Origin of the sequence: Pseudomonas izuensis (genome assembly GCF_009861505.1) — a bacterium.
Classification (GTDB): Bacteria; Pseudomonadota; Gammaproteobacteria; order Pseudomonadales; family Pseudomonadaceae; genus Aquipseudomonas; species Aquipseudomonas izuensis.
This window is the reverse complement of record NZ_WTFT01000012.1, coordinates 157,859-174,942: the sequence shown is the minus strand read 5'-3', so window position 1 is coordinate 174,942 and position 17,084 is coordinate 157,859. Positions and strand designations below refer to the sequence as shown.

The following is a 17,084-nucleotide window of genomic DNA, read 5'->3' as shown; positions in this document are numbered from 1 at the left end:
AGAACCTCCACTCGGCCTCGCGAGGGGGCAAGAAGATCAAAAGCCAAAGCGAGGCGGCCTGACAGCCGACCTGATTGCGGTGGGTACGCAATCCCCTGTAGGAGCTGGCTTGCCAGCGAAAGCGGTGGGTCAGTCAACAAATTTATTGTCTGATACCGATGAAACGAACATGTACACCGTCCCACTCTTAATTGAACAGCATTTCGGTGTTGAACCGTGCTTTTCAGCACGAGCAGTCTTGCTTTGACCGAATCAACCGCCAATACCCGGTTCAGTCTTGCGTCGATCGCTGCCGTGAGGGTTGCCGCTGTTGATCAGCCGCCTTTCCAGCAAAATATTTTGCAGGGCCTCACGGTCTGACGGGGTCAATTGATGCTCTCGCTCCTTGAGTTCGAGCAGGATCGGGCTGGACCACTGGCGATAGGTTTGTTCGGCACTACGAATGGATGACATTGCTTCCTCCTTATCAGGCTCCTGCCAATGAAGGCACCGCAGTTCGATACGAAGGACACCCTAGTCGAGGAAGTCGATTGTCGCCAATGCAGTACGTCGGCACTCAACCGTGAAGGTTCCAGACCCCCGTTGCTGCCGTGCGCCGGACATAATCGGAAAAGTCTCGCGCCGGCCGTCCCAGTGCACGTTGGACCCCGTCGGTAACCGGTGTGTTGCGGCCGTCGAGTACCGTGGTGAACAGATACAACACCAGGTCGATCAACTCAGCCGGCAGTTGCTCCTGCTCCAATGCCTGGCGATAGGCGGCCGGTGGCACCGCCAGGAATCCGATATCGCGATCCGTCGCGCGGGCGATTTCGGCGACGGCTTCGGCAAAGGTCAGTGCCCGTGCTCCGGTCAGTTCATAGAGCTGGCCTGAGTGCCCGGATTGGGTCAGCGCGGCGACTGCGATTTCGGCGATGTCTTCCACATCGACAAAAGGCTCGGCGATGTCGCCGACGGGCAACGCCAGTTCTCCTTGCAGGATCGGTTCGAGAAAGTGCCCTTCACTGAAGTTCTGACAGAACCAGCTGGCACGCAGGATGGTCCAGTCGATACCGCTGTTCTGCACCACACGCTCGGCCTGCTGCGCTTCTATCTCACCGCGACCCGATAACAAGACCAACTTGCCGACACCGCTGTTCACCGCCTGGTCGGTGAACGCCTGGATCGTCTCAAGGGCGCCAGGCACGGCGATGTCCGGCTGAAAGGAAATGTACGCGGCTTGAACACCTTCAAGGGCAGCCACCCAGGTCGACCGGTCTTCCCAGTCGAAGGGCGGCGTGGCGCCGCGAGAGCCAAGGCGCACGTTCCGTCCGGCTGCTTCGAGCCGTTTTGCGATGCGCCGGCCGGTCTTGCCCGTGGCGCCGAGAATCAGAAGGGTCTGCTGGTTGCTGTTCATCGCGTTCATCTCCATTGGTAATGTGAGTGATGCTCACGTTTAAAAGATGATAGACCCTCATGTTTTGCCGTCAATCCATGGAAAGAACAACCCGACGTATGGCGATGACCTATTGGGTACACCCATGGCCGGTGCTAAGGTGAGTCAATGTCATGTTTATTGATCGGGAAGTCCGGCCGTGCGCAAGAAGACCAGCGAAGTGCTTGAACAGGCTGTTCCAGAGCCGATTCGACGCAATCCCACGCAGCAACGCAGCCGCGAACGCCAGGAGCGCATCCTCGCCGTGGCGACGGAGCTGATCGCAACCAAGGGCAGCGATCAACTGAAGATGAGTGAAATTGCCGAGCGCTCCGAAATCTCCATCGGCTCCCTTTATCAGTACTTCCCCGACAAGAGCGCGGTCATACGCACGTTGGCCGAGCGCTACAACGCCGAAAGCCGTCGCTGTATCGAAGAAGCCTTGAAGGCGGTCGAGGATGTGCCAGGGTTGCAAGCCGCCTATTCAGACTTGCTCGATCAGTATTACGAGATCGTGTTGGCGACCCCGGCGATGCGTGATATCTGGTCCGGCATGCAGGCCGACAAACACCTGCTGGCGCTGGAGTTGGAGGAGAGTCGCAATGCCGGCGGGTTGCTGGCCGAGGCGATGCTGAGGGTGTATCCGCACAGCGATGCACGGCAGGTCCGGGAGTCCGCATTTCTGATCTGGCACCTGGGCGAGGCGACCATGCGCCTGGCGATCTCTTGCGCGCCCGGGGAAGGGCGTGGATTGGTCGAGGCCTTCAAACGCATGTCATTGCGCGAGATCCTGCAGCCAGCGTGCATGAGCACAATGACTGAGTAGCCTCAGGCGGCCGGGTCGACACGACTCAGCCGCCGAAGCCTATGGCTAAACGAAGGGTTGGCCGGTAAAACCACGGGGCAGTCTTTGCAACCCGGGCAGGGCGATCAGGCGCTCGGTCCAGGCCTGGCGCCAGTTAGCAACGGATTGGGTGGCTTTGGCTTTGCGTGCGGCGCGCCGTGCAGCGTTGCGTTGGGCTTTGCGCGCCTCTTTGTACACTTCGGTGTTTCGGCAGCTTCGGCATTTGACCCGGTTGAGTTCGCGGGTCGAAGTGAGGTTGTTGCCTTTGTGACCGCAGGCCAGGTGCCCGCTGACGTTGAAGTGAGTAACCATTGGGACGTCTCCTCGTGACGTGTGATCGTTGGACCTCACACGGCAGGTGACGTTCGTTGCGTGCCCTGGCGCAAAAAAATCCCGGCGCCTGGCCGGGTTGGGGGAGAAGCATGAATCGAGCGGGCAGGCACTCACTCGGTGACAACAATGTCGCCGATCATGCCTGCGCTGTCAGACCGTGTCTTCGCATCGACTGTCCGCACGACTCATCTGAACCGTGGCAGTGGTGGATCGACAGGTTTGAGCGACGACAGGGTATTACGGATCAGCGGCGTATCCTTCTCGATGTCGTTCAGGCGATCGCGAATCCTGAGGGCAGTCGGATGTCCGCCTTGGTGATCGACCCAATCGGCGATTTCCTTGCATGCCGCGGCCAAGCGAACCTGACGGGAATCGAGCAGGGTGAGCAGGGTGGTGATGGACTCTTTTTCGGACATGGGAAACACCTCCGTTCAAGACACCTGGCAGGACATTTCAGCCCTCTTCAGTATAGACCCGTAAAAGGCACGCGAGAACTCATCAGCCTTCTCGGGCCGTTACTTGTGACCTGGCATTCAGCTGGCGGCAGACGCGTTTGGCGTCGTCTTCAAGTTCGTAGCCGTCACCGATGAAACCGTTGGTGCGGGTATCGTTTATGCGGTACCAGACGGCAGCCTCGGGGGCTGGATGACCGGTTTCTCCGGCTCGGCGGCCATGAATGATGATCTTGTTACAACGCTTCACGACGAAAATGTCTTCCATGGCTTCACCGCAGCTGACTCGTGTACAGATCAACTATAGAAGTCATTTGTAATCGTGCAAAAAATAGGCAAGTCAATTCGTCGGTTCAGACGTCAGTTTCTCCAGCAACATCGCCAGCCCGACCTCTTCGGCCCGCAAGCCTTTGCGCGTTCTTGGCCGGGGCAAGTCGGCCAGTGCGCCCAGATGAAAGCACTCGAGCACCGCCGGATGGATATAGCATTTGCGGCACACCGCCGGGGTATTGCCCAACTGCCGGGCGACGTTTTTCACCATCTCCACCACATGCCGTTTCGCCTCCGATTCCGGTTGCCACTGAAGTTTGCGCAACACCGCCAGCGCCAGGGCACTGCCGGCCCAGGTGCGGTAGTCCTTGGCGGTGAAGTCGGCACCGGTCAGGGTTTGCAGGCAGGTATTGACGTCAGCGGACGTGATGGTGTGTCGCTCGCCGTTTTCATCCAGGTATTGGAAGAGATCTTGCCCAGGGATGTCCTGGCAACGCTTGATAATCCGCGCCAGGCGCCTGTCCTTCACGGTGATCTGATGTTCGATGCCGCTTTTGCCGCGAAACTGGAACCGGATCGCACTGCCGTTGATCTCCACATGACGGCTGCGCAAGGTGGTCAGGCCGTAGGAGCGGTTGTCCCGGGCGTATTGAGTGTTGCCGATACGGATCAGCGTGGCATCGAGCAAGGTGATGACAGTGGCCATGACCTTGTCGCGGCTGAAGCCCGGTGCTGCCAGCAACACTTCCAGTTGTTTGCGCAGTTTCGGCAGGGCCAGGCCGAAATCCCGCAGGCGTGAGTACTTGTCGCTGTCGCGCACTTCGCGCCAGCGCGGATGGTAACGGTACTGTTTGCGACCGCGCGCGTCGCGGCCGGTGGCTTGCAGATGCCCGCGCGGGTCGGCGCAGATCCACACGTTGGTGTAGGCCGGTGGCACTGCGAGTGCGTTGATGCGCTGGATTTCGGCAGGATCGGTAATCCGCTGGCCGGTCGGGTCGAAATAGCCGAACTTGCCACGCAGTTTCCTGCGGGTGATTCCGGGCCGGGTGTCATCGACGTAATGCAGGTCGGGCGGCAGCGCATCGGGCATGGCGATTGTCCTGAACGAGGAATGCGGGGTCGTTACAGCCATTGACCCCAGGCCACCGCAGTCGTGCCAGCGCCGTTAAACCCCTATTGCTAGGCCAGTACCGCCACAGCCTTGATCTGCGCCCAGAGCTGCTGGCCGGGATGCACGTTCAACTGATCGCGGGAAAAGCGTGTAATGCGCGCCAGCAGTGGTGTGCCCGCCGCGTCCAGTCGTACCAGCACGTGGGCGGCGTTGTCGGCACCCAGTTCACTGACCACGGTGACCGGCAGGCGATTGAGGATGCTGCTGTGTTCGGCGCTGTGCAGGCTCAGGCTCACATCCCGAGCCTGAACCTTGCAGCGCAACGCCTGGCCCGGCGCCATCGGCGTGTGTGGCACGCGAATGCTCAGGGCTGTGTCGGGCAGTGCCAGGGTCAGCAATTGGTAATCCGTGTCATAACAGCTGACGCGGCCTTCGATGACCACGCCGGCGTCATCACCCAGTGCCAGCGGCAGGTCGAGGCGGGCCAGGGTCTGCCCGATAGGACCGCTGGCCAGCGCCTTGCCGTCGCTGAGCAGGACGATGTGGTCGGACAGTCGCGCGACTTCATCCTGGGAGTGGCTGACGTACAGCACCGGGATGTCCAGTTCATCGTGAAGCCGTTGCAGGTAAGGCAGGATTTCGCCTTTGCGTTTGGCGTCCAGCGCGGCCAGCGGCTCATCCATCAACAACAGTTTCGGGCTGGTGAGCAGCGCACGGGCGATGCCGATGCGTTGCCGTTCACCGCCCGACAGGTGTTGTGGATGCCGATCAAGCAGGTGGCCGATGCCCAGCAGCTCGGTCGCGTGGGCCATGTCGACCCGGCGCTGGTGTTTCGGGATGCGTTTGAGGCCGAATTCCAGGTTGGCCAGCACCGACAGGTGCGGGAATAGGCTGGCTTCCTGAAACACGTAGCCCAAGGCGCGCTTGTGCGGCGCGACGAAAATGTTCTTGTCGCTGTCCTGCCAGACTTCGTCGTTGACCTGGATAAAGCCCCGATCGGCCCGTTCCAGGCCCGCGATGCAACGCAGGCAGGTGGTCTTGCCCGAACCGGAGTGACCGAAAAGCGCAGTGACGCCACGGCCGGGCAACTGTAGATCGACATCCAGGGCGAACCCCGGATAACTCAACTTCAAGCGTGTTTGAATCATCGATCAGCTCCAGCCCGCTTTGGTTTTGCGGCTGGAGTACAGCGCTAGCAATACCGCAAAGGAGAACACCAGCATCGCTCCGGCCAGCCAATGGGCCTGGGCGTATTCCATGGCTTCGACGTGATCGTAGATCTGCACCGAGACCACGCGGGTCTTGTCGGGAATGTTGCCACCGATCATCAGCACCACACCGAATTCGCCAACGGTGTGGGCGAAACCGAGGATGGCCGCGGTAATGAATCCGGGACGGGCCAGAGGCAGGGTGACGCTGAAAAAGGTGTCCCAGGGATTGGCGCGCAAGGTCGCGGCTACTTCCAGCGGGCGAGTGCCAATGGCGGAAAAGGCGTTCTGCAGGGGCTGGACCACGAACGGCATCGAGTACAGCACCGAACCGATGACCAGCCCCGCGAAACTGAAGGTGAGGGTGCCGAGCCCCAATGACTGGGTGAAGTGGCCGACGAACCCGTTAGGGCCGAGCGCCAGTAACAGATAAAACCCGATCACCGTGGGCGGCAGCACCAAAGGCAGGGCGACGATCGCCCCGACCGGACCGCGCAACCAGGATGCGGTGCGCGAAAGCCACAACGCCAGCGGAGTGCCGATCACCAACAGGATGACGGTCGTCAGGGACGCCAGTTTCAGGGTCAGCCAGATGGCGGAAAAATCGGCACTCGTGAGCGACATTTAGAGTTGGTAACCGTAGGACTTGATGACGGCAGCGGCTTTTGGCCCCTTGAGGTAGTCAACCAGCGCCTTGGCGGCCGGATTGTCCTTGCCCTTGTTGAGAATCACCGCGTCTTGTTTGATCGGGTCATGCAGGTTGGCCGGAACGATCCAGGCCGAACCGCTGGTGACTTTGCCGTCTTTGTAGATCTGCGACAAGGCGACGAAGCCCAATTCGGCATTGCCGGTGGACACGAACTGGTAAGCCTGGGTGATGTTCTGGCCTTCAACGATCTTGTCCTTGACCTTGTCGGTCAGGCCTTGCTTGGCCAGTACCTGGGTCGCCGCCAGGCCATAAGGCGCGGCTTTCGGGTTGGCGATGGACAGGTGTTGGTACTGGTTGTCGCCCAGCACTTTGCCCTTGGCATCGACGTAACCTTCCTTGGCCGACCACAGTGCCAGGGTGCCAATGGCGTAGGTGAAGCGCGAGCCCTTGACGGTGTCGCCTTCCTTTTCCAGTTTTTCCGGGGTGGTGTCGTCCGCCGAGAGGAACACTTCGAACGGTGCGCCATTCTTGATCTGGGTATAAAACTGACCGGTCGCACCGAACGAAGTCACCAGTTTATGCCCGGTGTCTTTTTCGAAATCGGCGGCAATCGCCTGAATCGGCGCGGTGAAGTTGGCGGCGACGGCCACCTGGACTTCATCGGCCTGGGCAGAACCGAAGGCGAACACGGCGATCAAGGTCGCCAGGCAAGTAGGGGCAAAACGTGAGGCACGAATGGTCATGAAACGGCTCCGTTATAAGCAGATGTTGCGAGGGGGTGATTCGTTATATATCCGAATATATAGCGAAATGCCTGCGAACGGAACTTGGTTGTAGTGGGAGTGCCAATGGCGAAGATACTTCCTGTGGTGAGGGGATTTATCCCCGTTGGGTCGCGTAGCGACCCCCGCATTTCTGTTGCATTCAATAGTTTTGCGTCTGCTGCGCAGCCGAACGGGGATAAATCCCCTCGCCACAGGAAGTCCCCATCAACAAGTTGCGCTTGTTCAGCGGCGAAGCAGTTTTGCCAACCCTTCCTCGGCCAGTCGCCGGGTCAGTTCCGCGGTCGTCAATTCGACCCCCAGCGTGAACGCCTGCCCGGCCCAGAGGTTGCTGAAGTCCGCTTCGCCTTTGGCCCGCAATGGCATCAGCGCGCCACCCGCCAGTGGAAAGGCCGGTGCCTTGGCGCTCATCGGTCCGAGTTCGCGCATCACCCGATTGAGAATCCCCCGTGCCGGGCGGCCGGTGAACAGGTTGGTGATGGCCGTCTCGCTTTCCTTCGCAGTACGCAACGCCTTGTGATGCGATGCACTGACCTTGGCTTCCGGCGTGAACAGATACGCCGTGCCCACTTGTACCGCCGAAGCCCCCAGCATGAACGCTGCTGCAACGCCGCGCGCATCGGCAATGCCGCCAGCGGCGATCACAGGCACTTTCACCGCATCGACAACCTGTGGCACCAGGGCGAACGTGCCGACCTGGCTGCTCAGGTCATCGCTGAGAAACATCCCGCGGTGTCCGCCCGCTTCGTAGCCCATGGCGATGATCGCGTCGCAGCCATGCTGCTCCAGCCACAGGGCTTCTTCGACTGTGGTGGCCGAGGACAGCACTTTTGCCCCGGTGGCCTTCACCCGATCCAGCAGGGACTTTTCCGGCAGGCCAAAGTGGAAGCTCACAACTTGCGGGCGCAATTCCTCGATCACTTCGCAGCTTGCGGCATCGAACGGCGCACGATTGGACACCGGTGTCGGTGCATCGAAGTCGACACCCAGTTCGTGGTAGTAGGGCTCCAGCAGGTTCTTCCAGTCTTGAGCACGTTGCTCGTCGGTGGGTGGCGGTTGATGGCAGAAAAAGTTGACGTTGATCGGGCGCTGCGTGTGTTGACGGATGGTTTTCAGCTCTTCGCACAATTGCTCGACGCTCAGCATCGCTGCCGGCATGGAGCCGAGGCCGCCGGCATTGCTGGCCGCGATGACCATGGAAGAGAGGGTGGCGCCGGCCATCGGGGCCTGGATGATCGGCAGCTCGATCCCGAGCAGGTCAAGAATGCGGGTGTCTGGCCATTGACTCATTTTGGGTGCTCTCCGACGTTGAAACCGGGCAAGGACGATCAGGATTTGTAGCAGCATGATTGACCCAAGGCCAGTCATGTTTGTCTGCCGGCGCAGGCGTTATTTAGCTCCGCTGGTTTTATGTATTGGCTTAAAGTCGTGTACGGCATTTTTTTGCGATGTGGTATTTAAATCACACCATACCAGGTGAACCCTCCGGAGGCAGTCATGTTCCAAGGCATTTTGATCGACAAAGACGACAGCGGTTACCGAGCCACCCTGCAAGCGATCAGTGAGGATCAACTGCCCGAGGGCAACGTGACGGTGCGCGTGGCGTATAGCACGTTGAATTTCAAGGACGGCCTGGCGATCACCGGCAGCAGCCCGGTGGTGCGCAAATTCCCGATGGTGCCGGGGATCGATCTGGCGGGGACCGTCGAAGTCAGCGGGCATCCGGACTACAAGGTCGGTGACCAGGTCCTGCTCAATGGCTGGGGTGTGGGCGAAGGGCATTGGGGCGGTCTGGCGCAGAAAGCGCGCCTGAATGGCGATTGGCTGATTCCGTTGCCCGAGTCATTCACCGCTGCGCAAGCCATGGCCATCGGCACTGCCGGTTACACGGCGATGTTGTGCATCCTGGCACTGGAGCATAACGGTGTGACGCCCGCACAAGGCGAAGTGTTGGTCACTGGCGCCAATGGCGGTGTGGGCAGTTTCGCCATCGCACTGTTGAGCAAGCTGGGCTACCGAGTGGTCGCGTCCACCGGCCGCACCTCGGAGCACGACTACCTCAAGCAATTGGGCGCCAGCGAAATTATCGATCGCGCGACACTGTCCGAGCCAGGCAAACCCCTGGCCAAGGAGCGCTGGGCGGCGGTCATCGATTCGGTCGGTAGCCACACCCTGGCCAACGCCTGTGCCAGCACCAAGGCAAACGGCACCATCGCCGCCTGCGGCCTGGCCCAGGGTATGGATTTCCCGGCCTCTGTCGCACCGTTCATTTTGCGCGGCGTGACCCTGGCCGGCATCAATAGCGTGACGCAACCCAAAGCCAAGCGTGTGGAGGCGTGGAGTCGTCTGGCGCGAGATCTGGATTTCAATCTGCTGCCGCTGATCAGCCACGAAATCGGTTTGAGCGAAGCCATTGATGCGGCGCCGCGCTTGTTGGCCGGGCAATTGCGCGGGCGGGTGGTGGTGGATGTGAACCGCTGATTGGGCACTGAACCCCTGTAGGAGCGAGCTTGCTCGCGATGGACTCAAGCGCACCGCGTTCATCCAGCAAACACGCGTAATCGTTAACGAGCATCGCGAGCAAGCTCGCTCCTACAAAGGATCAGGTGGTGCTTTCGCGCTCCAGCAATTGACGTTTGCGCTCCACCCCCCAGCGATACCCTGACAGATTGCCATCGCTGCGCACCACTCGGTGGCAGGGGATCGCTACCGCCAGGCTGTTCGCGCCGCACGCTTGAGCGACGGCGCGAACCGCTTTCGGCGCGCCGATGCGCTGGGCGATATCGGCGTAACTCGCAGTACTGCCAACGGGAATCTCTCGCAAGGCTTGCCAGACCCGCTCCTGAAACGCCGTGCCGCGCACGTCCAGCGGCAAGTCCAGGCCCAGGGCCGGGGCTTCGATAAAACCCACGACCCTGGCAATCAACTGCTCGAACGCTTGATCGGCGCCGATCAGATTGGCCCGGCGAAACTTGTCCTGCAGGTCGCAGACCAGTTGCTGAGGGTCATCGCCCAACAGGATCGCGCACACCCCGCGTTCGCTTTGCGCCACCAGAATCGCCCCGAGGGAACACTGGCCGACGGCAAAACGGATGTCGTTGTTCTGGCCGGCAGCGCGGTAATCGGCGGGTTTCATGCCCAGCACCTGATCCGCTGCCTCATAGAAACGGCTGTTGGAGTTGAAACCGGCGTCGTACAAGGCTTCCGTGACCGAGCTGCCATCGGCCAACCGCTCCCGCACCCGACGTGAGCGGTGGGCCGCGGCGTAACCCTTGGGCGTCAGGCCGGTGACGGCCTTGAACACCCGATGGAAGTGAAAGCTGCTCAGGCCCGCGGTTTCGGCCAGTTCGTTCAGGGCGGGAAGCTCATCGGCGGTTTCGATCTGACGGCACGCGGCGGCCACGGTGGCGGCATGTTTTGCGGCAACGTCGCTCTGATCCTTCGCCGCGCGTTTGCTCGGACGATAACCCGCCGCTTGAGCCAATTCGGCGGTCTCGAAGAATTCCACATTCTGCGGTTTGGGCAAGCGCGCCAGGCTGCTGGGGTTGCAGTAAATCCCGGTGGTTTTCACCGCGTAGACAAACTGCCCGTCCGCCTGTGGATCGCGGGCGACAACAGCGGCCCAGCGTGGATCGTTTTCGGTGGTGATTTTTGTCGATTGGCTTGTCATGGCTATACATCCGTTGACCCGTTTGCCGCAGATTAACCACTGGCCCGTACACCTACACTCCGGCGCTTGCGGTCAAACTCCCGGTTTTCACTTGGCGGTGCGAAAGGTGAAGTTGATCCGTTGTTCGCCCATTCGCGGATGCTGGCCGTCCTTGATTGGCAGGACCCCGTGGTAACGCAAGCGGTCGACGCCACCCCAAACCACGATGTCACCATGCAGCAACGGCACGCGCTGGCTCTTTTCGCTACGCGTGAAACCACCGAGCAGGAACATGGCCGGCAACCCCAGCGACACCGAAACGATAGGTGCTGCGTAGGATTTTTCGTCCTTGTCCTGATGCAATGACATTTTCGCTCCAGGGATATAACGGTTGATCAGGCAGGAATCCGGCTCGAACGCACTGAATCCTGCTTCCAGCGCCGCCGCTTGCGCCAGCTGGAAAAACACCTCGGGCATGGGCGGCCAGGGTTGGCCGGTCTGCGGATCGTTGCGGGTGTAGCGATAACCGCTGCGGTCAGTGGTCCAGCCCCAGGTACCGCAGCTGCTTAAAGCTACCGACATGGTAAATCCGCCTGGCGTGACCATCTGCCGAAACGGCGCGGCCTCCAGCACCGCTTCCAGCGCGGGCAGCAAGCGGTCCAGCCAGGGCAGGGCAAAGCCTCTCAAGACGCAGGATTGTTCGCCGATCCGCTCAATCCTGGGCTGCTGGTCGGGTTCGGTGTCGGCAAACAGGTCAAAGGTGGTCGGGTTCATGCTGGTCATGTCGCATCGTGAAAGATGATGCCAAGGGTATGCCGTTTTCCACTGTGCAGGCGACTGACGCCGTGGCGCAGGGTTACCCGGTAGTATCCGCGCACGCCTTTGACCGGGCGCTGGTTGACGGCAAAGATCAATCCGTCACCTTTTTTCAGGCCGATGACTTGCGGGCGCGACTGCATGCGCGGGCGCTGCTCGGTCAGCACGAACTCGCCCCCGGTGAAGTCATCACCGGGTTCCGACAGAAGAATCGCCACTTGCAGTGGGAAGACGTGTTCGCCGTACAGATCCTGATGCAGGCAGTTGTAGTCCTGTGGACCGTATTGCAGCAACAACGGTGTCGGGCGTTCCTGACCGGCGGCATGACACCGTTCGAGGAAAGCGTCATGGCTGTCAGGGAAGCGGTTCGGCAAACCCATCTGTTCATGCCAGCGATTGGCAATCGGCACCAGTCGCGGATAGAGCGCATGGCGTAACCGGGCCACGAGGTCCGGCAGCGGGTAGCGGAAATACTTGTATTCGCCGCGGCCAAAACCGTGACGGGCCATGATCACTTGCGAGCGAAAGGGTTCGGGTTGGGCGTACAAGGCGCTGATTTCATCGCACGCCTTGTGGCTCAACAGCGACGGGATGACCGCCCAGCCATCCTGGTCGAGTTGCTGTTCCAGCGTCGCCCAATCGAGACTGTCGAGGTATCGCCCGCTCATCGACGGGCCTCGCGGTCCCACGCTATCAATACGCGAAGGATGGGCATTGCTCTGACTCCTTGACCCAAGGGGGAAGTGGCCAGTCTAGGACGCGCCGAGGATGCGAACACTCCGGCGCTTGCGGTCGAATTTCAACGCCTGGATGGCGTTACAGCGCTTTGCTCACGCTGATTTCGCTGATGACGTCTTCGCCCTGGCCATGCAGGGCGTCCAGCGCGGCCTTCGCTTCTTCCTCGGTGCCGTTTTCCAGCTGCGCGAATTCGAAGCGGCGTTCGCCGTTGAGTTTGTACTTGATGACGTATTTGGTCGTCTGAGCCACGGTCATACCTGCCTGTCTGTGTGCTTGAACGTCACTCAGCTCAGTTTCGAGCTGGAGCGGCGAATGATCTTGATCGAGTGGGTCAGGGTCGGTTTGCGGGTCACGCTGATTGCCCGGCGGTTGACCGTGTCGATGGTAATGTTCCAGAAACCGGTGCTCGGCGCGGTGATGCGGGCCGGGAACGTGTCGAATGCGCCACCGTGGTAAGTGTGGCGGCCGCCGTTCTTGAAGCTGCGGAAGTTGGCGTCGTTCATCAAACGGATGTTGCACATCTGCGAGCATTGAATGACGACGATGTCGTCTTCATTGAGGTGCTCGCGCTGGTGGATAAATTTCATGGGCGCCTCCAGAAGGGCTTTTTCTACAAAATCAAAACGATAGCAGTGGGCAATTGGCGCAGTTTATCAGTCCGCAGGCGTTATTATCCGGCTGTCGAGGCCCGCTTTGACAATTAAAAGCGGTTATTCGGCCCCTGGTGGGCGATAAAATACAGTCGACCCCGGAGAAAAACCGCATCGGCGCTGTCGGAGGGTCTTTATCGGAGGTTTCATATGAAGTGGGGAGTGTGGGTACTGCCGTTGGCGTTGGCGATAAGTGGTTGCGCGACCGTCTCGGAGATCGACGCGTCGCTGCCCACCATGAATGTGATTTCAGGCAAGAAGCCCCATGAGTACGCGCAATGCTTGAGCGAGAAACTCGCCAGCAGTCGCGGGGCCTTGCAAGTCGAACCGCAGAAAGACGGTGTGCGGGTGATCGTGCCGCAGAAACTGTCGTCAGGGCCGGCGGCCGTATTCGATATTGAACAGCGCTCCGGCGGCAGCAGCATCAAACTCCATGAACGCATCTCCAACGTGCCGTTGCGTCCCCGGGATGTACGCAATGCAGCGACCGAGTGCATTTCCGGCTGATAGACTAGCGATCTTCAACACCCATGCCGTCAAAGCAATGCTTTGGCGGCATTGTCATTTCTGGAGTCTGGCATGAAGCGCGAGCAAGTGCGGGAACGGCACGCAGAGGGTCTGATCTGTGCCACCCACGTCATACAAAACCCGGCGAATCCAGGGGAGTGGATCGTGTTTTTCAAAAAGAGCGCCGGACGCAGTTTTTTCCTGGTGGATGACAGCGACGAAGTTGAATCCTTCGCGCGCCTGGACGACCTGGTCGAAACCGTGCGCGGCCTGGGGATCAAATTCGCCGAAATCCACATGTAGGGCAGGGCGCCTTACTTGCAGACCACCACCACGCTGCGGTTCTTGTAGTTGCCGACGTCGACGCCCAGGGTCTTGTCGCTTTCCTCGGGGGCCGGAGAGCCGTCGGTGCCAACGATGCGATAGCCGGTGCCGGCACAGGACGCATCGGCCTTTTCATAGCAGGTCGCCCAGGAGTTGGCTTCCCCGGAGCAATCGATGGCCAGGCCTTGCTCGCCGTTGTTCAGGTAGGTGGTTTCGGATGTCGCGCAGCCACTCAGGGCCAATACCGCAATCAGTGGCAAAAATCGGGTCATGTCGTTGTCGTCGTCATTGGGGTGGGCAAAGCCTGTGACAGCGCCGCGGGCAAAAGGTTATAGCGAAAGGCCACTTCCTGTACACGCATTAGCCTTGTAGGAGCTGGCTTGCCAGCGAAATCGGATTGTCAGTCAACATTGGTGCGGGCTGTGCTGCCGTCTTCGCTGCGGTGCGGCGATCCGACAAGCCAGCTCCTACAGAAACGAAATAGGATCAGCTCTTGTCCTTGCCGCGTCGCTTGGGTTCCGGGTGTTCCAGCTCCAGCACCGACGCTACTTCGATCGCCATGGCTTCAGTCGGAAAAGGGCCGACGATATTTTCGCCACCCGCATTGCCTATCCACCATTGGCCGTCTTTCGCCTTGTTGATCAGGTACCCGTTGACGCTTTTTGCTACCGACATCTATCTGCCTCGTTGGCTGGTTCAAATGCGCCATGATAGCGCCAAACACCCGCAACCGGTGTCGATGGGTGTAGGGTGGTGCAATTGCCTGATCAGTTGACAAGCGTGCAAACCTGCCGGTCTCTGCTATCACTTACAGGTTGCCGAAGGATCGATGCAGTCTCTTGCGGAACTATCGGCAAGAATATTTCTCTATGATGGCATCGGTTAGCCAGCGCGGGGCATTGTAAGGTGCTCGCCGCCTGATTAGACTGCGCCGAAACTCGTACACACAGCCCTTTCAAGGACTTTTATGATCAAGAAATGCTTGTTCCCAGCAGCCGGTTACGGTACTCGCTTCCTGCCAGCGACTAAAGCCATGCCCAAAGAAATGCTGCCGGTGGTAAACAAGCCACTGATCCAGTACGGCGTCGAAGAAGCACTGGATGCCGGGTTGACCGAAATCTCCATCGTTACCGGTCGCGGCAAACGCGCCCTGGAAGACCACTTCGACATCAGCTACGAGCTGGAAAACCAGATCAAGGGCACCGACAAGGAAAAATACCTGGTCGGCATCCGCAAGCTGCTCGACAACTGCTCGTTCTCCTACACCCGTCAGACCGAGATGAAAGGCCTGGGTCACGCGATCCTGACCGGCCGTCCGTTGATCGGCGACGAACCGTTCGCCGTGGTGCTGGCGGACGACCTGTGCGTCAACCTCGAAGGCGACGGCGTACTGACCCAGATGGTCAAGCTGTACAAGCAGTTCCGCTGCTCGATCGTGGCCATCCAGGAAGTCGACCCGCAAGAGACCAACAAGTACGGCGTCATCGCCGGCGAGATGATCCGCGACGACATCTACCGCGTGCACAGCATGGTTGAAAAACCAAAACCTGAAGATGCGCCGTCGAACCTGGCCATCATCGGTCGCTACATCCTGACCCCGGACATCTTCGACCTGATCGAACAGACCGAGCCAGGCAAGGGCGGTGAAATCCAGATCACCGACGCCCTGATGAAACAGGCCCAGAACGGCTGCGTCATGGCCTACAAGTTCAAGGGCAAGCGTTTCGACTGCGGTGGCGCCGAGGGCTACATCGACGCGACCAACTTCTGCTTCGAGAACTTCTACAAGACGGGCAAGGCGTACTGATAGCGCGCTCAATCCGTTTGTATTGAAAGCCACCTTCGGGTGGCTTTTTCATTTGCAGCGCTTGCCCAACGAGCGCTCGCGGGTATGCTGTTCACCTGCCGAGGAGATAGACAATGGCCCACGATTTTGATCTGTATGTAATTGGCGCCGGTTCCGGCGGTGTGCGGGCGGCCCGATTTGCGGCTGGTTTCGGCGCGAAAGTGGCCGTGGCCGAGAGTCGCTACCTGGGTGGTACCTGTGTGAACGTCGGCTGTGTGCCGAAGAAATTGCTGGTCTACGGCGCGCATTTTGCCGAGGACTTCGAGCAGGCATCGGGTTTCGGTTGGAGTCTGGACGAGGCGCAGTTTGATTGGCCGACGCTGATTGCCAACAAGGACCGCGAGATCAATCGCCTCAACGGCATTTATCGCAACCTGCTGGTCAACAGCGGCGTGACCCTGCATGAGGGGCACGCCAAGATCGTCGACCCGCATACTGTCGAGATCAACGGCGAGCGTTTCACGGCGAAAAACATCCTGATCGCCACCGGCGGCTGGCCGCAGATCCCGGAGATTCCGGGGCATGAGCATGCGATCAGTTCCAATCAGGCGTTCTTCCTCAAGGCGCTGCCCAAGCGGGTGTTGGTGGTAGGGGGCGGTTACATTGCCGTCGAGTTTGCCGGGATTTTTCATGGCCTCGGCGCCCAGACCACATTGCTCTATCGCAGTGAGTTGTTCCTGCGGGGCTTCGACGGTTCGGTGCGCAAGCACTTGCAGGAAGAACTGACCAAGCGTGGTATGGACCTGCAATTCAACGCCGACATCGAGCGTATCGACAAGCAGGCCGATGGCAGCTTGAAAGTCACGCTCAAGGACGGCCGCCAACTGGAAGCCGATTGCGTGTTCTACGCCACGGGCCGACGCCCGATGCTGGACAATCTCGGGCTGGAAAACACCGGGGTCAAACTCGACAAGAAAGGCTTTGTCGAGGTGGATGATCAGTACCAGACCGCCGAGCCGTCGATTCTCGCCCTGGGCGATGTGATCGGTCGCGTTCAGCTGACGCCGGTGGCACTGGCCGAAGGCATGGCGGTGGCGCGACGTCTGTTCAAGCCTGAGCAGTATCGCCCGGTGGATTACAAGATGATCCCGACAGCGGTGTTCAGTCTGCCGAACATCGGCACCGTCGGTTTGACCGAAGAGGAAGCGCGGGAAGCCGGGCACGAGGTGGTGATCTACGAAAGCCGCTTCCGGCCGATGAAGTTGACCCTCACCGAATGCCAGGAGCGCACGCTGATGAAGCTGGTGGTGGATGCCAGGACCGACAAGGTGCTGGGTTGCCACATGGTCGGGCCGGAGGCCGGCGAGATCGTGCAAGGCCTGGCGATTGCCTTGAAGGCGGGCGCCACCAAGCGTGACTTCGACGAAACCATCGGCGTGCACCCGACGGCCGCCGAAGAGTTCGTCACCATGCGTACGCCGGTCGCCGGTTAAGCGCCTTTTGTGGGAGCGAGCCTGCTCGCGAAAGCGGTGGCTTAGTCAGCAGGGATGCTGG

Annotated in this window: 24 protein-coding genes; 7 read left to right on the top strand and 17 right to left on the bottom strand. The window is 60.1% G+C overall.

Features of this window, described 5'->3' with window-relative positions:
• Positions 1–247 (top strand): hypothetical protein (locus tag GPL81_RS31220; RefSeq protein ID WP_218585644.1); only part of this gene is annotated, 247 nt, incomplete at its 5' end.
• 5 nt (positions 248–252) lie between these two features.
• Here the strand turns inward: GPL81_RS31220 and GPL81_RS12935 are convergent.
• Entirely contained in the window at positions 253–453 is a 201-nt protein-coding gene (locus tag GPL81_RS12935; RefSeq protein ID WP_096511778.1) for a hypothetical protein, read from the bottom strand.
• Between the two features lie 103 nt (positions 454–556).
• On the bottom strand, positions 557–1,393 hold the full coding sequence (locus GPL81_RS12930; RefSeq protein WP_160107029.1) for an NAD(P)H-binding protein: 837 nt from the start codon (positions 1,391–1,393) through the stop codon (positions 557–559).
• Positions 1,394–1,571: 178 nt separating this feature from the next.
• On the opposite strand from GPL81_RS12930, the gene GPL81_RS12925 reads away from it, so the two are divergent.
• A complete protein-coding gene (locus GPL81_RS12925; RefSeq protein ID WP_160107028.1) occupies positions 1,572–2,237 on the top strand; it encodes a TetR/AcrR family transcriptional regulator in 666 nt (221 codons plus the stop codon).
• 45 nt (positions 2,238–2,282) lie between these two features.
• Here the strand turns inward: GPL81_RS12925 and GPL81_RS12920 are convergent, their stop codons facing one another.
• From GPL81_RS12920 to GPL81_RS12885, 8 genes are all read right to left on the bottom strand, one after another.
• A complete protein-coding gene (locus tag GPL81_RS12920; RefSeq protein ID WP_160107027.1) occupies positions 2,283–2,567 on the bottom strand; it encodes a hypothetical protein in 285 nt (94 codons plus the stop codon).
• Between the two features lie 206 nt (positions 2,568–2,773).
• On the bottom strand, positions 2,774–3,004 hold the full coding sequence (locus GPL81_RS12915) for a hypothetical protein (protein ID WP_008055683.1): 231 nt from the start codon (positions 3,002–3,004) through the stop codon (positions 2,774–2,776).
• Between the two features lie 82 nt (positions 3,005–3,086).
• Positions 3,087–3,308 (bottom strand): hypothetical protein, encoded by a 222-nt coding sequence (locus tag GPL81_RS12910; protein WP_160107026.1) that lies wholly within the window; start codon positions 3,306–3,308, stop codon positions 3,087–3,089.
• A 72-nt stretch (positions 3,309–3,380) separates the two neighbouring features.
• Positions 3,381–4,400 (bottom strand): DNA topoisomerase IB, encoded by a 1,020-nt coding sequence (locus tag GPL81_RS12905; RefSeq protein WP_160107025.1) that lies wholly within the window; start codon positions 4,398–4,400, stop codon positions 3,381–3,383.
• Between the two features lie 89 nt (positions 4,401–4,489).
• Entirely contained in the window at positions 4,490–5,569 is a 1,080-nt protein-coding gene (gene modC / locus GPL81_RS12900) for a molybdenum ABC transporter ATP-binding protein (protein ID WP_160107024.1), read from the bottom strand.
• 3 nt (positions 5,570–5,572) lie between these two features.
• Positions 5,573–6,253, bottom strand: a complete 681-nt coding sequence (gene modB / locus GPL81_RS12895) for a molybdate ABC transporter permease subunit (protein WP_160107023.1) — start codon at positions 6,251–6,253, stop codon at positions 5,573–5,575.
• Positions 6,254–7,021, bottom strand: coding sequence for a molybdate ABC transporter substrate-binding protein (gene modA / locus GPL81_RS12890; RefSeq protein WP_160107022.1), 768 nt, complete (start codon positions 7,019–7,021; stop codon positions 6,254–6,256). It abuts the gene before it with no gap.
• A gap of 264 nt (positions 7,022–7,285) precedes the next feature.
• Positions 7,286–8,350, bottom strand: coding sequence for an NAD(P)H-dependent flavin oxidoreductase (locus GPL81_RS12885; protein WP_160107021.1), 1,065 nt, complete (start codon positions 8,348–8,350; stop codon positions 7,286–7,288).
• A gap of 207 nt (positions 8,351–8,557) precedes the next feature.
• Between GPL81_RS12885 and acuI the strand changes: the two genes are divergently transcribed.
• Positions 8,558–9,541 (top strand): acrylyl-CoA reductase (NADPH), encoded by a 984-nt coding sequence (gene acuI, locus GPL81_RS12880; protein ID WP_160107020.1) that lies wholly within the window; start codon positions 8,558–8,560, stop codon positions 9,539–9,541.
• Positions 9,542–9,662: 121 nt separating this feature from the next.
• On the opposite strand, the gene ada is transcribed toward acuI, so the two are convergent.
• The 5 genes from ada to GPL81_RS12860 form a co-directional block, all read right to left on the bottom strand.
• Positions 9,663–10,730, bottom strand: a complete 1,068-nt coding sequence (gene ada, locus GPL81_RS12875; RefSeq protein WP_160107019.1) for a bifunctional DNA-binding transcriptional regulator/O6-methylguanine-DNA methyltransferase Ada — start codon at positions 10,728–10,730, stop codon at positions 9,663–9,665.
• A gap of 87 nt (positions 10,731–10,817) precedes the next feature.
• Positions 10,818–11,483 carry a DNA oxidative demethylase AlkB gene (alkB, locus tag GPL81_RS12870; RefSeq protein WP_160107163.1) on the bottom strand — a complete coding sequence of 222 codons (666 nt, stop codon included), beginning with the start codon at positions 11,481–11,483 and terminating at the stop codon, positions 10,818–10,820.
• A 5-nt stretch (positions 11,484–11,488) separates the two neighbouring features.
• On the bottom strand, positions 11,489–12,193 hold the full coding sequence (locus GPL81_RS12865; RefSeq protein ID WP_160107018.1) for a 2OG-Fe(II) oxygenase: 705 nt from the start codon (positions 12,191–12,193) through the stop codon (positions 11,489–11,491).
• A 148-nt stretch (positions 12,194–12,341) separates the two neighbouring features.
• On the bottom strand, positions 12,342–12,512 hold the full coding sequence (locus GPL81_RS31075) for a hypothetical protein (protein WP_095194899.1): 171 nt from the start codon (positions 12,510–12,512) through the stop codon (positions 12,342–12,344).
• Between the two features lie 35 nt (positions 12,513–12,547).
• A complete protein-coding gene (locus GPL81_RS12860; protein ID WP_057400164.1) occupies positions 12,548–12,850 on the bottom strand; it encodes a DUF1883 domain-containing protein in 303 nt (100 codons plus the stop codon).
• Between the two features lie 213 nt (positions 12,851–13,063).
• Between GPL81_RS12860 and GPL81_RS12855 the strand changes: the two genes are divergently transcribed.
• Positions 13,064–13,420, top strand: coding sequence for a hypothetical protein (locus GPL81_RS12855; RefSeq protein ID WP_096511765.1), 357 nt, complete (start codon positions 13,064–13,066; stop codon positions 13,418–13,420).
• A gap of 72 nt (positions 13,421–13,492) precedes the next feature.
• Positions 13,493–13,723 (top strand): hypothetical protein, encoded by a 231-nt coding sequence (locus tag GPL81_RS12850; RefSeq protein WP_160107017.1) that lies wholly within the window; start codon positions 13,493–13,495, stop codon positions 13,721–13,723.
• An 11-nt stretch (positions 13,724–13,734) separates the two neighbouring features.
• On the opposite strand, the gene GPL81_RS12845 is transcribed toward GPL81_RS12850, so the two are convergent.
• Together GPL81_RS12845 and GPL81_RS12840 are read right to left on the bottom strand one after the other, a co-directional pair.
• Positions 13,735–14,016 carry a hypothetical protein gene (locus tag GPL81_RS12845; protein ID WP_160107016.1) on the bottom strand — a complete coding sequence of 94 codons (282 nt, stop codon included), beginning with the start codon at positions 14,014–14,016 and terminating at the stop codon, positions 13,735–13,737.
• Positions 14,017–14,230: 214 nt separating this feature from the next.
• Complete coding sequence (locus GPL81_RS12840; protein ID WP_096511762.1) at positions 14,231–14,419, bottom strand: hypothetical protein; 189 nt, start codon at positions 14,417–14,419, stop codon at positions 14,231–14,233.
• Between the two features lie 292 nt (positions 14,420–14,711).
• Here GPL81_RS12840 and galU point away from each other — a divergent pair, with 292 nt between their 5' ends.
• Together galU and gorA are read left to right on the top strand one after the other, a co-directional pair.
• The gene (gene galU, locus GPL81_RS12835) at positions 14,712–15,551 is read left to right on the top strand and encodes a UTP--glucose-1-phosphate uridylyltransferase GalU (RefSeq protein ID WP_008065368.1); all 840 of its coding nucleotides are present in this window, start codon (positions 14,712–14,714) and stop codon (positions 15,549–15,551) included.
• Between the two features lie 113 nt (positions 15,552–15,664).
• A complete protein-coding gene (gene gorA / locus GPL81_RS12830) occupies positions 15,665–17,023 on the top strand; it encodes a glutathione-disulfide reductase (RefSeq protein ID WP_160107015.1) in 1,359 nt (452 codons plus the stop codon).
• Positions 17,024–17,084 lie beyond the last annotated feature (61 nt).

Bases quoted from the DNA above. Each gene is read 5' to 3' on its own strand.
- GPL81_RS12905 (WP_160107025.1), bottom strand. From the start codon at position 4,400: ATGCCCGATGCGCTGCCGCCCGACCTGCATTACGTCGATGACACCCGG.
- galU (WP_008065368.1), top strand. From the start codon at position 14,712: ATGATCAAGAAATGCTTGTTCCCAGCAGCCGGTTACGGTACTCGCTTC.
- GPL81_RS12865 (WP_160107018.1), bottom strand. From the start codon at position 12,193: ATGAGCGGGCGATACCTCGACAGTCTCGATTGGGCGACGCTGGAACAG.
- GPL81_RS12855 (WP_096511765.1), top strand. From the start codon at position 13,064: ATGAAGTGGGGAGTGTGGGTACTGCCGTTGGCGTTGGCGATAAGTGGT.
- GPL81_RS12935 (WP_096511778.1), bottom strand. From the start codon at position 453: ATGTCATCCATTCGTAGTGCCGAACAAACCTATCGCCAGTGGTCCAGC.
- GPL81_RS12920 (WP_160107027.1), bottom strand. From the start codon at position 2,567: ATGGTTACTCACTTCAACGTCAGCGGGCACCTGGCCTGCGGTCACAAA.
- GPL81_RS12860 (WP_057400164.1), bottom strand. From the start codon at position 12,850: ATGAAATTTATCCACCAGCGCGAGCACCTCAATGAAGACGACATCGTC.
- GPL81_RS12845 (WP_160107016.1), bottom strand. From the start codon at position 14,016: ATGACCCGATTTTTGCCACTGATTGCGGTATTGGCCCTGAGTGGCTGC.
- modB (WP_160107023.1), bottom strand. From the start codon at position 6,253: ATGTCGCTCACGAGTGCCGATTTTTCCGCCATCTGGCTGACCCTGAAA.
- GPL81_RS12915 (WP_008055683.1), bottom strand. From the start codon at position 3,004: ATGTCCGAAAAAGAGTCCATCACCACCCTGCTCACCCTGCTCGATTCC.
- GPL81_RS12910 (WP_160107026.1), bottom strand. From the start codon at position 3,308: ATGGAAGACATTTTCGTCGTGAAGCGTTGTAACAAGATCATCATTCAT.
- ada (WP_160107019.1), bottom strand. From the start codon at position 10,730: ATGACAAGCCAATCGACAAAAATCACCACCGAAAACGATCCACGCTGG.
- GPL81_RS12840 (WP_096511762.1), bottom strand. From the start codon at position 14,419: ATGTCGGTAGCAAAAAGCGTCAACGGGTACCTGATCAACAAGGCGAAA.
- GPL81_RS12885 (WP_160107021.1), bottom strand. From the start codon at position 8,350: ATGAGTCAATGGCCAGACACCCGCATTCTTGACCTGCTCGGGATCGAG.
- alkB (WP_160107163.1), bottom strand. From the start codon at position 11,483: ATGAACCCGACCACCTTTGACCTGTTTGCCGACACCGAACCCGACCAG.
- GPL81_RS12930 (WP_160107029.1), bottom strand. From the start codon at position 1,393: ATGAACAGCAACCAGCAGACCCTTCTGATTCTCGGCGCCACGGGCAAG.
- modC (WP_160107024.1), bottom strand. From the start codon at position 5,569: ATGATTCAAACACGCTTGAAGTTGAGTTATCCGGGGTTCGCCCTGGAT.
- GPL81_RS12850 (WP_160107017.1), top strand. From the start codon at position 13,493: ATGAAGCGCGAGCAAGTGCGGGAACGGCACGCAGAGGGTCTGATCTGT.
- acuI (WP_160107020.1), top strand. From the start codon at position 8,558: ATGTTCCAAGGCATTTTGATCGACAAAGACGACAGCGGTTACCGAGCC.
- modA (WP_160107022.1), bottom strand. From the start codon at position 7,021: ATGACCATTCGTGCCTCACGTTTTGCCCCTACTTGCCTGGCGACCTTG.
- gorA (WP_160107015.1), top strand. From the start codon at position 15,665: ATGGCCCACGATTTTGATCTGTATGTAATTGGCGCCGGTTCCGGCGGT.